Source organism: Mixta calida (assembly GCF_002953215.1).
GTDB classification, from domain to species: Bacteria; Pseudomonadota; Gammaproteobacteria; order Enterobacterales; family Enterobacteriaceae; genus Mixta; species Mixta calida.
In genome coordinates this window covers 1,470,237-1,482,739 of the sequence record NZ_CP026378.1, presented here as the reverse complement: position 1 = coordinate 1,482,739, position 12,503 = coordinate 1,470,237, and the positions used below count along the sequence as shown (strand labels likewise).

General features: G+C 52.6%; 9 protein-coding genes and 2 pseudogenes. 6 read left to right on the top strand and 5 right to left on the bottom strand.

Annotated features, from left to right (window positions below):
* Positions 1-20 precede the first annotated feature (20 nt).
* Both C2E16_RS07020 and C2E16_RS07015 read left to right on the top strand, forming a co-directional pair.
* Positions 21-722: pseudogene (locus tag C2E16_RS07020) on the top strand (GMC oxidoreductase); the annotation flags it as partial.
* Positions 719-2,131 carry a cytochrome c gene (locus C2E16_RS07015; protein WP_038627221.1) on the top strand — a complete coding sequence of 471 codons (1,413 nt, stop codon included), beginning with the start codon at positions 719-721 and terminating at the stop codon, positions 2,129-2,131. The pseudogene C2E16_RS07020 and the gene C2E16_RS07015, both read left to right, overlap by 4 nt.
* A gap of 102 nt (positions 2,132-2,233) precedes the next feature.
* Here the strand turns inward: C2E16_RS07015 and C2E16_RS07010 are convergent, their stop codons facing one another.
* Entirely contained in the window at positions 2,234-2,770 is a 537-nt protein-coding gene (locus tag C2E16_RS07010) for a gluconokinase (protein ID WP_038627223.1), read from the bottom strand.
* Positions 2,771-2,786: 16 nt separating this feature from the next.
* Positions 2,787-3,551 carry a gluconate 5-dehydrogenase gene (gene idnO / locus C2E16_RS07005; protein WP_038627225.1) on the bottom strand — a complete coding sequence of 255 codons (765 nt, stop codon included), beginning with the start codon at positions 3,549-3,551 and terminating at the stop codon, positions 2,787-2,789.
* A 232-nt stretch (positions 3,552-3,783) separates the two neighbouring features.
* On the opposite strand from idnO, the gene C2E16_RS07000 reads away from it, so the two are divergent.
* The 3 genes from C2E16_RS07000 (at position 3,784) to C2E16_RS06990 (ending at position 7,291) form a co-directional block, all read left to right on the top strand.
* Positions 3,784-4,776, top strand: a complete 993-nt coding sequence (locus C2E16_RS07000) for a LacI family DNA-binding transcriptional regulator (RefSeq protein ID WP_038627227.1) — start codon at positions 3,784-3,786, stop codon at positions 4,774-4,776.
* A gap of 156 nt (positions 4,777-4,932) precedes the next feature.
* Complete coding sequence (locus C2E16_RS06995; RefSeq protein WP_038627229.1) at positions 4,933-5,880, top strand: 2-hydroxyacid dehydrogenase; 948 nt, start codon at positions 4,933-4,935, stop codon at positions 5,878-5,880.
* 88 nt (positions 5,881-5,968) lie between these two features.
* Entirely contained in the window at positions 5,969-7,291 is a 1,323-nt protein-coding gene (locus C2E16_RS06990) for an MFS transporter (protein WP_038627231.1), read from the top strand.
* 132 nt (positions 7,292-7,423) lie between these two features.
* Here the strand turns inward: C2E16_RS06990 and C2E16_RS06985 are convergent, their stop codons facing one another.
* Positions 7,424-8,539, bottom strand: coding sequence for an L-dopachrome tautomerase-related protein (locus C2E16_RS06985; RefSeq protein ID WP_038627233.1), 1,116 nt, complete (start codon positions 8,537-8,539; stop codon positions 7,424-7,426).
* 106 nt (positions 8,540-8,645) lie between these two features.
* On the opposite strand from C2E16_RS06985, the pseudogene C2E16_RS06980 reads away from it, so the two are divergent.
* Positions 8,646-9,320: pseudogene (locus C2E16_RS06980) on the top strand (cytosine permease); the annotation flags it as partial.
* 119 nt (positions 9,321-9,439) lie between these two features.
* Here the strand turns inward: C2E16_RS06980 and C2E16_RS06975 are convergent.
* Positions 9,440-11,599 (bottom strand): putative bifunctional diguanylate cyclase/phosphodiesterase, encoded by a 2,160-nt coding sequence (locus tag C2E16_RS06975; protein WP_244947432.1) that lies wholly within the window; start codon positions 11,597-11,599, stop codon positions 9,440-9,442.
* A 115-nt stretch (positions 11,600-11,714) separates the two neighbouring features.
* A protein-coding gene (locus C2E16_RS06970; RefSeq protein WP_233987823.1) for an IS1-like element IS1A family transposase occupies positions 11,715-12,412 on the bottom strand; the annotation gives its coding sequence in 2 pieces (ribosomal slippage) (positions 11,715-12,163 and positions 12,163-12,412; 699 coding nt in all).
* Positions 12,413-12,503: the final 91 nt, after the last annotated feature.

The following is a 12,503-nucleotide window of genomic DNA, read 5'->3' as shown; positions in this document are numbered from 1 at the left end:
GTAAGTTGGCAGCATCACCCGCTTCCGATATGGTTGGCCGTAACATGATGGACCACTCCGGCTTCCACTGTTCGTTTCTGACGAAAGAACCGGTCTGGCTGGGCAGAGGTCCGGCGCAGAGCAGCTGTATGGTCGGCTACCGTGACGGCGACTTCCGACGCGACTACTCCGCGAACAAAGTGATCCTCAACAATATTTCCCGTGTGGTCACCGCAACGCAACAGGCGATGAAAAAAGGCCTGGTCGGCAAAGCACTGGATGAGGAGATTCGCTACCGCGCAGTCCATAGCGTGGATCTCTCCATCAGTCTGGAACCGCTGCCCGATCCGGAAAACCGTCTGACGCTGAGCAAAACCCGTAAAGATCCGCATGGCTTGCCCTGCCCCGATATTTATTACGACGTGGGTGATTATGTCCGTAAGGGCGCGGAAGCTTCTCACGCGCAGCTGGAGCATATCGGGCAGCTGTTTGACGCCAAAGAATTCACTATCAGTCAAGGCCTGAATGCCAATAACCACATTATGTGTGGGGTTATCATGGGGGAAAATGCAAAAGAGGCGGTTGTGGACGGCAATTGTCGGGCATTTGACCATGAAAATCTCTGGCTGCCCGGGGGAGGCGCCATCCCCTCCGCCAGCGTGGTGAACAGTACGCTGACCATGGCGGCGCTGGGGCTGAAGGCCGCTCATGACATCAGCCTGCGCATGAAGGGGGACGCATGAAACAGCTGTTGATGGCAACGTCACTCATGGCAGCGTTGACGTTAAGCGCTCCGGCAGAGCAGACCGATCTGACATTGTTGCGCCAGGGGGAACAGGTCGCCATTGCTTCGGATTGTCAGGCATGCCACACCGCTCCGGGCAGTGCAACCGCCTTCAGCGGCGGTTATGCGATCGCCTCGCCGATGGGTGTGATCTATTCCACCAATATCACCCCTTCTGCCGACGGCATCGGGCCTTACAGCGAAGCTGAATTTTCGCAGGCGGTACGCCATGGCGTACGCGCTGACGGCGCGCAGCTCTATCCCGCGATGCCTTACACCTCTTACAGCAAGATCACGGATGAAGATTTGCATGCGCTCTATTACTACTTTATGCATGGCGTGAAGCCGGTTGAGCAGAAAAACCGACAAACCAGCCTGCCTTTCCCCTTTAACCTGCGCTTCAGCATGTTCTTCTGGAACCTGATGTTTGCGGACGATAAGCCTTACCTGAGCGATGACAGCCAGAGTGCTGAGTGGAATCGGGGTAACTATCTGGTTAACGGCCTTGCGCACTGTAACACCTGTCATACGCCGCGCGGAGTATTGATGCAGGAGGCAGGCAACCGGCCGCTGGCTGGTGCGCCGATCGGCAGCTGGTACGCGCCTAACATCACATCCGATGCGATAAGCGGAATCGGTGGCTGGCGTAACGATGAGCTGGTTCAATACCTTAAGACCGGCCGGGCTGAGGGCAAAAACCAGGCGGCGGGCGGCATGGCCGAAGCGGTGGAGCATAGCCTGCAGTATCTGTCCGACAGCGATTTGAAAGCGATAGCGGTTTATCTTAAAAGCACGACGCCAATCCGTGACGAAGGCGACACGCAACCCGCCTACAGCTTTGGCAAACCAGCGGATGTGGAGAACAGCATACGCGGACGTAACGCCAATAACGCCAATCACTCACTGACGAATGGCGCGGCACTGTTCAGCGGCAACTGCGCCAGCTGTCATCAGCCAGACGGAGCCGGCAGCGCTAATCAGGCTTACCCTTCGCTGTTCCACAATACCGCGACGGGCATGCATAACCCAGCCAATCTGATTGCCGCTATTCTGTTTGGCGTGCAGCGCAACACCGCCGCGGGTCAGGTACTGATGCCGGGCTTCAGCTCACCCTCTTATGTTGACAAGCTGAGCGATGCGCAGGTCGCTGATATCAGTAATTTCGTGCTGGCGCATTACGGTAATCCAGAGGTCACCGTGAGTGCAGGTGACGTTGCCTGGGTGCGTCAGGGCGGCCACCCGCCGCTGCTGGCCAGGGCGCAACCGTGGATTATGCCGGGCATAGTGGCGTTGATCGTCATTCTGCTTGCGGTATGCGCAGGATTAACCTGGCGGCGCCGACGTCGGATAGCCCGAGACAATGGATGATTGCAGGCGTCAATCCGCTCTGTGCATCGGCACAGAGCGGATGATGGCATTGCGGGAAGCGGGCGGAACGCGGATGCGATGCGCCCGTATAAAAACAGGCAATCAGGACGCGACTTTTGTCATCTGCGCTGGCGCGGCGCTGACCAGGCTGATGCAGTGTGAAACGATATGGGAAAGAGCAGGTGAAATATCGACCGGGATAACATCGCCTTCCTCTTCGCCAGGGACTTCCAGCGTAGCAAACTGGCTTTGCAGAAGCGCCTCCGGCATAAAATGGCCCTGTCGTTGCCGCATGCGGTTCAATACAAACTGATAATCACCCTGCAACCAGATAAAACGCACATGCGCATTGCCCGCGCGCAGCGTATCGCGATAGCGTTTCTTCAGTGCGGAACAGACCAGAACACCCGCTTCGTTTTTCTGGCCCAGGCTAAAAATCACGTCGGAAATACGCGTGAGCCAGGGCAGACGATCCTCATCGTTCAGCGCCTGTCCGGCAGCCATTTTCAGGATATTTTCACGCGGATGAAGGTCGTCGCCGTCAAGGAATTTCGCATTCAGCGCCCTGGCGAGCGCCATGCCTACGGAGGTTTTTCCGGTGCCGGATACGCCCATTAAAATGATACATGGTACTGCCATAGCCAGATCCTCCCTGTTATACCGCCGCCAGCATGCCGCCATCGACGAACAACAGATGCCCGTTAACGAAATCGGACGCTTTTGACGAAAGAAACACCGCCGCACCCACCAGTTCTTCAGGATTGCCCCAACGCGCGGCAGGGGTACGCTTGCATAACCAGTCGGTGAATTCTTTATTGTCTGCTAACGCCTGGGTCATCGGCGTGCGGAAATAGCCCGGGGCGATACCGTTAACCTGGATATTATGACGCGCCAGCTCCACGCACATGCCGCGCGTCAGCATTTTTACCGCACCTTTTGCCGCCGCGTAAGGCGTAATGGTATCCCGACCCAGTTCGCTTTGCATTGAACAGATATTGACAATTTTGCCCTTTTTGCGCGCAACCATTTTTTTTGCCACGCATTGCGAGACGATGAATACGCCGGTCTGGTTGGTTGCAATAATATCGTTCCACTCATCAAGCGGAAATTCGGTAAAAGGATGGCGGCGTTGAATGCCGGCATTGTTAAATAACACATCAATCGGGCCTATGTTATTTTCAATATCCGCAACCGCCTGTTCCACCGCACGGGCATCGGCAACGTCAAACAGAGAAGTATGGGCTTTGAAACCTTCATCGCGTAATCGCATGGCAGCCTTTTCTGCCCGCTCTGCATGCGTGCCGTTGATGATGATTTCTGCCCCCTGTTGCGCCAGACCACGGGCCATAATGAAACCAATGCCCTGGGCGGCGCCGGTTATCAATATCCGTTTGTTGTTTAAGCTGAAAAGATCGTTCATCAACAAACCTGCCTTGTTTTGCCATTCATAACGCCTATATCACGGTTTTATGGCGTATAAAACTGTGACGGACGTCACTCTAATCCGTGTTACAAAACCCGGTTACCTTTGTTGTGAACTGTGGCAGGTCAGGCAGCCGAAATGGGCGGATCCGGTATCGGCGAATAATTCCTTTTCCCTCTGCCGGCAGGCATAATAATGTGATGGAATCGCCGTCTGACGGACATGAATAATGAAAATGCAACGCATAACGTTACATGATATCGCTACGCTGGCGGGCGTAACAAAAATGACGGTTAGTCGCTATTTACGCACGCCGGAAAAAGTAAAGGCGGAAACGGCGGAACATATCGCGAAAGTGATTGCGGAGGTTGGCTACCAGCCTGACGCCGATAATTCCGCCATGATCGGCAATACCCTGCCCCGCATCGGCGTGCTTATTCCTTCCTTTCATAATCAGATTTTTGCCGATTTGCTGGCAGGTGTGGAATCCGTTACCCGCGTACAGGGTTATCAGACGCTGGTGGTAAATTACGATTACGATCGCCAGCGCGAAGAAGAAAAGATCGCTACGGTATTGGCTTTTAATATTAAGGCATTGCTTCTGACTGAATCCGTGCATACGGTGCGCGCAGAAAAATATCTGAAAGCTGCAGGCATCCCGATTGCGGAAGTGATGGGCCTGACTCAGACGCCCGGACGCATCAGCGTAGGCTTCAATAATCACCGCGCCGGTCTGGATATGACGAATATGCTGCTGGCCAGCGGTAAAAAACACATTATCTATTTTGGTTCGATGTCCGATACGCGTGATGAACAACGCTATGCAGGCTATTGCGAAGCCATGACGGCGGCCGGACTCCCAGCGGGGCGCATAGCGCCGAATAAAATTTCTTCGGTTTCCATCGGTACAGGCATGATGACTCTGGCGCGGCAGATCTATCCCAATATGGATGGCATTCTCTGTACCAATGATGATCTGGCCGTTGGCGTATTGCAGGAGTGTCGCGCCGCAGGCATTCTTGTCCCCGATCAAATGGCGATCGCAGGTTTTCACGGGCTGGAAATCGGGCAGGTAACAACGCCGCAATTGGCCAGCGTGGTCACGCCGCGCTTCGAAATGGGCAAGGTCGCCACAGAAATTCTCATTAAAAAGATCCATCAACAACCCACCATCGAGCAGGTCGATTTGCATTATCGTCTGTCGATGGGCGCTACCATCTGAAATGTGTCACCCGATATAGCCGAATCGCCGTCACGATCACGCCATCAGTAACAGAGTTTCTTAACACTTTTTCATGTGATATTTATCACAAAAAAATACGTCAGAACGCCTTTAATAGTATCCATCTCAGGTAACGGAATGATTAAAGGAACGCTCATGACGCAACAAGCCCGCCCGAATATTTTACTGATTGCCCCGGTGCTCGATTCTCTGCTTGACCGTCTCAGCTCCGCCTTTGAGGTGCATCGTCTGTATGAACAGGATGAACCGCTGGCCTGGCTTGCCGCCGAGGGGACGCGCGTTCAGGCCGTTGTCACGCGTGGCGATGTCGGTATCAGCAATGCCGTACTGGAACAATTACCGCAGATCGGGCTGATTGCGATCTTCGGCGTAGGTACTGACGCCGTTGACCTTGATTATGCTCGCAAAGCGAATATTGCCGTCACCATCACTTCCGGCGTGCTGACTAACGATGTTGCTGACATGGCGATGGGACTGCTGCTGAGCGGCGCACGGCGCCTGTGTCTCGGCGATCGCTTCGTACGTGAAGGCCAGTGGCTCAGGCAAGCTCCCGCGCTCGGCACCCAGGTCAGCGGCAAGCGAGTCGGCATCGTGGGCATGGGCAATATCGGCCGCGCGATCGCTCAACGCGCGACGGCGTTTGATATGTCGGTATCCTATATCAGTTGTACGCCGAAACCGGAGCTTCCCTATACCCGGTGCGGGGACATTTACACCCTGGCGCGGGAAAATGATTTCCTGATCGTCGCCGCCTCCGGCGGCGCGGCAAACCGTGGACTGATCGATGCCTCGGTTCTTGAGGCGATGCCGGCGCACGCCTGGTTGGTCAATATCGCTCGCGGAACGCTGGTAGATGAAAACGCCCTGATTCAGGCGTTGCAGCGTAAAGCCATTGCTGGCGCCGCGTTAGACGTCTTCGAAGAAGAACCTCATGTCCCTGAAGCGCTTATCGCGCTGGATAATGTGATATTGCAACCACACGTCGGCAGCGCGACAGCGGAAACACGTCAAAAAATGAGCGATGTCGTTTTTGCTAATGTCGACGCGTTTTTTAAAGGGCGCCCCTTACCCAACGCTGTTTAATCCCGCATTCATTTTTATTCAGGCACTCACGATGTTGTTACCAACATCGTTAGCGCCGTACGTTCCGTAAATTCACAGAGGGCGCTGTATGGATAATAAAATACCGGGGACTCGGTGGTTACGTGTCATTGCCCCCATTCTGATTACCTGTATTGTTTCTTTTATGGATCGGGTAAATATCAGTTTCGCTTTGCCCGGAGGAATGGAACAGGATTTGGCGATAAGCAGCCAGATGGCGGGTATCGCCAGCGGCATCTTCTTTATCGGTTATCTGTTTTTGCAGGTGCCCGGCGGCCGGATTGCGGTAAACGGCAGTGGTAAACGTTTTATCGCCTGGTCGCTTGCCGCCTGGATGGCGGTCTCGATTGCGACCGGCTTCGTCACTAATCATTATCAACTGCTGGCGCTGCGCTTTATTCTTGGCGTGTCTGAAGGCGGCATGCTGCCCGTGGTGCTGACCATGGTCAGCAACTGGTTTCCGGAAAAAGAGCTGGGCCGTGCCAACGCGTTTGTCATGATGTTTGCGCCGCTGGGTGGCATGTTTACTGCGCCGATATCCGGCTGGATTATCAACGCCTTCGACTGGCGCTGGCTATTTATTATCGAGGGATTGCTTTCTGCCGCGGTGCTGCTGGTGTGGTGGCTGGTCATCAGCGATCGGCCTGAAGAGGCACGCTGGCTCCCGGAGCGCGAGCGCGAATACCTGATTCGCGAACTGCAACGCGAGCGCGAAGCGCGGCGCGATCAGCAACCGGTAAGCCGTGCGCCGCTGAAAGATGTATTCCGTAACAAAGGCCTGATGAAGCTGGTAGCGCTAAACTTTTTTTACCAGACGGGCGATTATGGCTACACCCTGTGGCTCCCGAGTATCTTAAAAAATCTGACTGGCGCCAATATGGCGGGGGTCGGTGTGCTGGCTGTGCTGCCTTTCGTGGCGACGATTGCCGGTATCTGGCTGATTTCCTTGTTCAGCGATCGTAGCGGGAAGCGGCGTGTATGGATAATGGCGTCGTTATTCTGCTTCGCCGCAGCCTTGCTGGCCTCCGTTATACTGCGCAACCATATTATCGCAGCTTATATTGCTCTGGTGATTTGCGGCTTTTTCCTCAAGGCGGCAACCAGTCCGTTCTGGTCCATTCCGGGAAGGATTGCGACTCCCGAAGTGGCTGGTAGCGCACGCGGCGTAATCAACGGTCTCGGCAACCTCGGCGGATTCTGCGGCCCTTATCTGGTGGGCATAATGCTCTATCTCTATGGTCAAAATGTGGCAATCTGCGCGCTTGCCGCTTCGCTGATCATTGCCGGGATACTCGCCATTTCTCTGCCGAAAGCATGTGACCTGACAGAAACGCAGCGACGCGAACGCCTTCAGCAATCAGGGATGCGACAGCAGACACGCCATAGCGGATGACCTTGAGGTCTCGCTTATCAAGCGAACGCAGCTGGCCATCCCGCACGCTGATTCGGCAATGTCCCGACGCATAATTTTATAACATGATCAAAGTCATTACCCAGGCCTCATTTTTTCATGAAGCCTGAGTTTTTATTGGACTTTCACTTTAACAACCAAATAAGGGGGACGTCTCAGATCCTTGCCATCATTAAGCTCTGCCAGTCGATTCCATTGCCCTAAGGTCGCATAAAGAAAACCGTTTTTGTAAGCCAGCCCGTCAGGCCATACATAGTTTTTTTCATCATGAGAAAGCAAACTATAGTTTCCCTTTGCATCTCTTTTAATCAGGGACTGCTGTTCATAAGCGCCAAAGTAAAGATTACCGGCGGAATCTTCCGCCAATCCATCATTAGCAGGATGCTGGCCTTCGAAATGAACAGCAGCCTCAATAGCCTTTTCATTTTTAGAAAAATCACTCAACACCGCGGTATCAATACTGTAAAGGTTGCGCCCGTTTAATACTGTCCAGTACAGTTTTTTACTGTCAGGACTCAAACTTACGCCATCTGCGCCTCCCAAAGGAAAGCTTTGGTGGTTAAAATCATATTGGTGGGGCTGACCTTCAAGAAAAGCGATATATCCCGGCTCAGGAGAGGTCGAATAGTGGTTTGTCAGGACTTCCCTCTGCTTTCCTGAAGCGATATCAATAATCACCAGTGAATAATGTTGTTCAAACCCTGAATTTGCAATATAGATTTCCCCCTGATCGCCATGTGTTAAATCCACACGCAAATCATTATAATGAGAACCTGAATTCAGGACCGGCTTATGAATGACAATATTATGAATAACCTTATTGCTTTTTGTGTCGATAGCGACAACTTTAGCCGCTCCCTCAGGTATCTCTTTATTTCCGGCAATCTTGCCGTCATCAAGCACCCAGAGCACGTCATTTTTATCCATATACATGCCATGAGGTGAAACAAGCCAGTGGTCATAATCCTGTTTATTTTTCAGACCTAACGTATTATCAGGATAAGGCACCAGCTTATTGCCTTTGACTTCTGCCAATGAATACCAGTTATGGTTATCCGCATGTCGGGGAAAACCTAAAAACACTCGATTACTGGAGCTAACCGCAATGCCGGATGGATCCGGATAGGGAGGGTTAATACTGGCGACAACTTCTGGTTTGGTATTAGCCGTTGCTGGCTGTATTAAAAACAGGGAAGCAGATACCGCACAAAAAAATAATTTTTTCCTCATCAGACTGATTCCTGTGTTGTAAATGATTTTATTAAAAGTCTAGTTTGAAAAAATAAATTTGCGCGCAGGGCTTCTCGTCAGGGAATAATTCCGATCAGATTTCAGGGTGTTATTTAGTTTTACGTTTTTACCGGCACGATGTTCGCAGGCGGCAAATCAGGCGTCTCTTTCTCTATCCACAATCTGTTGTGGATTGCTGTGGCAGGTAATTTTCTGTTGGCTCTGTATGCGGCGTCGCTGGGCTGGATAGCAGCGCGTAGCGGGCTTAATACCGTTCTGATGGGACGTTTCTGCTTTGGGAGGTCGGCAGCAAACTGGCTGATTTTATACTCGGTTTCGCCGAACCGGGATGGTATGCATGGGGTACGGCAACGGTCTCTCTTTAGTGAAAATTCTGGATTTACCGTCCACCCTAATCATCCCCTTGATGGTGTTGTTGGGCATTCTTTTTTGTATTACCGCTCTGGTTGGCTATAAAGGCCTGGATGTTCTTTCCCGTATTCCAGTCCCGCTGATGTTTGCTTTGCTGATAGTGGCGATGTTTATTGCAACTGATCGTGCTGGCGGCTGGCGGGCCATGACGAAAATCGAACCAACAGGAACCATGGGTTGGTCCGCAGCCATCACAATGGTTTTTGGCACCTTCGCCAGTGGGGCGACCCAGGTGACTCACTGGACCCGGCTGGCCAACTCCAGCAGCACGGCGATTGTTTCAAGCATGATTAGCTTCCTGTTGGGCAATGACCTGATGAGCGTTGCCGAGGCAGGGTGCTTGCTGATTACTGGTTCCATCGCCATGGCCACTATCCGGAAGCGGCAGCGCCGTTTCGCTGCGGAGTGATATCGGCATCAGCCGTCGCCAGTATGCCGCACTGCGGCATACTGGCGACGGCGCGCTGCTTATAAGCCTGGACGTTCCGGCAGGCTTCCTGCCGCCAGCATAACATCTGCACGCTTGATAAATTGCTCACTGACCTGGCTGATACTCATCGGCCTGCCAATATAATAACCCTGTAAATTGTCGCACTTCAGATAAGTGAGTTGCTCAAGCTGGAGCGGCGTTTCTACTCCTTCTGCGGTAACGTTAAGCGCATACGCTTTTCCCAGTCCTATCATATTTTCGACAATCAGACGGGCCTGGGAAGAGTCCGTCATGGGAAAGATAAAGGATTTATCCAGCTTAATACCGTCAAAAGGAAATGACCTTAGGTAGCTCAGGGAAGCGTATCCGGTTCCAAAATCATCAATCAGTATTCTCACGCCGAGCGCTTTAATCTGCTGCATGACCTGCTGCGTCTGTTCGGGATTATGAAGCGCTGCATTTTCCGTCACCTCGATTTCAAGCCGATGACCTTCCAGCCCGGTTTGTTCCAGTACGGAAAGAATGCGCTTAAAGAAGCCTTTATCCTGGAGCTCGGAAGCGGATATGTTTACGGAGACAGACATATGCGGCAGACAGCGGAGCGTATCCCTGCAGGCCTTGAGCAGAACCCAGTCACTGAGCGCATAAATCAGCCCGGTCTCTTCAGCCATGGGGATAAATTGATTTGGCATCAATGTGCCGTGGCGGGGATGCCGCCATCTTACCAACGCTTCTACTGCACTTACCCGAGCCAGTTTCACGTCATAACGGGGTTGATAAACAAGACACAGCTGATCGTTCTGAATAGCCTCACGTAATTCGTGTTCCATTTCGCGGCGCTGCACGATTTTTTCGCCCATATCCCTTTGGTAAAAGACCCAGTTGTTACGTCCAGCACTCTTTGCACTATAAAGCGCAATGTCAGCAAAGCGAAGCAGGTCACTGGCATTGCTGGTGTCATGTGGCGCAAAAGCAATTCCAAGGCTCGCCCCGATAAAAATTTCAGTTCCATTCACAAGGAAGGGACGGCTAATTTCATTGACGATACGCCTGCACAGATCCTCCACACTCTTTCTGTTTTGGATATCCGGCAACAGGATAGTGAACTCATCTCCTCCCAGACGGGCCACGAGACCCATCTCATCGATACAATGGCGCAGGCGACCGGAGACTTCATGCAGCACTTTATCTCCGGTCGCATGACCATACAGATCGTTGACCGGTTTGAATTTATCCAAATCGAGCATAATCATTGTCAGCGCACATTCAGGATCGGGCAACGCATCCAGCTTACCGTTAAGAAACTCTTTCATTTGTACCCGGTTAGGTAAGCCGGTAAGTTCATCATAATGCGACAGATAATGGACGCGTGCATTCGCTTCAACCTCCAGCGTCACATCCGTCGCTGTACCGCGGTACCCGAGTTTTCCTCCGGAAAAGGTAACGCGCCTGACGGTCAGGTTGCAGTAGCGGGTACGCTGCTGCGCGGACAGGTAACGGCATTCACGTAACCGGAGGTTGCCTCCCGTCATGAGCAGCTCAGCCAGCTGTAAGGACACCTTTTCATCCTTCAGTAAAAAATCGCTGACGCGTTTTCCCGTCCAGTCTGTTATCTGATAGCCAGTAAGCGCAGGAAAGCGATCGGAAATCCAAATCAATCTTTGATGTTCATCCGCTTCCCAGAGCCAGTCCGTGGTCGTTTCAGCCATATCCCTGAATCGGATCTCGCTGGCAGATAGCGCCAGCCGACTCTGCTCAAGCAGGAAAGCGTTTTCATCACTAATGCGGGCCTTACGAAACGCATTTCGCATCAGTAAAAAGGCGGTGAAAAATGTACCCAGCATCAGTAAAACAATCAGGGGTAGCAGAGTGGACAAAAGCGCTGCGCCGGGTTCCGCACTGCGCCAGACAAAAGTGACGCTTCCCCCGGTTGCGGGCAACGTCAGACTATTTTCGGGAAAGGCTTTGAAGGGCGTCTTGCTGACATGAACGTTTTCGATGCCATATTCCAGTCCGGCCTCAGTGAGTTTTTTATCCGTCAGTTTATCCGCGAAAATCATCATGGAAGGCGGGCCTGCCATGGGTTTTACGCTGAGGTCTCCCCCCGTAGAGATCCAGGCTGCACTGATCAGCATAGCCTCTCCATTTGCGCTGATCAGTCGGCTAACAGCCTTGCCGCCTGTCTGTTCAAGCTGCATGGCCAAACTTTTCAGGATTTTTTTGCCTGCCCACTGCTCAAAAGGTTCGAGACGTTTATTTCCATTCAGAACGCTGTATCGCGTCTCTCCGTTCGGCGCAGGTAATGGTCCCAACTTATTGATAGTGTTTTATGTTCAGATAATGCCCGATGACTTTATCATGCAGCTCCACCGATTTTGAGAACGACAGCGACTTCCGTCCCAGCCGTGCCAGGTGCTGCCTCAGATTCAGGTTATGCCGCTCAATTCGCTGCGTATATCGCTTGCTGATTACGTGCAGCTTTCCCTTCAGGCGGGATTCATACAGCGGCCAGCCATCCGTCATCCATATCACCACGTCAAAGGGTGACAGCAGGCTCATAAGACGACCCAGCGTCGCCATAGTGCGTTCACCGAATACGTGCGCAACAACCGTCTTCCGGAGCCTGTCATACGCGTAAAACAGCCAGCGCTGGCGCGATTTAGCCCCGACATAGCCCCACTGTTCGTCCATTTCCGCGCAGACGATGACGTCACTGCCCGGCTGTATGCGCGAGGTTACCGACTGCGGCCTGAGTTTTTTAAGTGACGTAAAATCGTGTTGAGGCCAACGCCCATAATGCGGGCGGTTGCCCGGCATCCAACGCCATTCATGGCCATATCAATGATTTTCTGGTGCGTACCGGGTTGAGAGGCTGTGTATGTGAACTGTAACTGCCATGTTTTACGGCAGTGAGAGCAGAGATAGCGCTGATGTCCGGCAGTGCTTTTGCCGTTACGCACCACCCCGTCAGTAGCTGAACAGGAGGGACAGGTGATAGAAACAGAAGCCACTGGAGCACCTCAAAAACACCATCATACACTAAATCAGTAAGTTGGCAGCATCACCGCAGTTCAATATCAGCGTTGCGGAACGATTGATATA

What these genes read in the sequence shown, in the direction of transcription:
- C2E16_RS07015 (WP_038627221.1), top strand. Translation starts at nt 719, where the DNA reads ATGAAACAGCTGTTGATGGCAACGTCACTCATGGCAGCGTTGACGTTA.
- C2E16_RS07010 (WP_038627223.1), bottom strand. Translation starts at nt 2,770, where the DNA reads ATGGCAGTACCATGTATCATTTTAATGGGCGTATCCGGCACCGGAAAA.
- idnO (WP_038627225.1), bottom strand. Translation starts at nt 3,551, where the DNA reads ATGAACGATCTTTTCAGCTTAAACAACAAACGGATATTGATAACCGGC.
- C2E16_RS07000 (WP_038627227.1), top strand. Translation starts at nt 3,784, where the DNA reads ATGAAAATGCAACGCATAACGTTACATGATATCGCTACGCTGGCGGGC.
- C2E16_RS06995 (WP_038627229.1), top strand. Translation starts at nt 4,933, where the DNA reads ATGACGCAACAAGCCCGCCCGAATATTTTACTGATTGCCCCGGTGCTC.
- C2E16_RS06990 (WP_038627231.1), top strand. Translation starts at nt 5,969, where the DNA reads ATGGATAATAAAATACCGGGGACTCGGTGGTTACGTGTCATTGCCCCC.
- C2E16_RS06985 (WP_038627233.1), bottom strand. Translation starts at nt 8,539, where the DNA reads ATGAGGAAAAAATTATTTTTTTGTGCGGTATCTGCTTCCCTGTTTTTA.
- C2E16_RS06975 (WP_244947432.1), bottom strand. Translation starts at nt 11,599, where the DNA reads ATGCAGCTTGAACAGACAGGCGGCAAGGCTGTTAGCCGACTGATCAGC.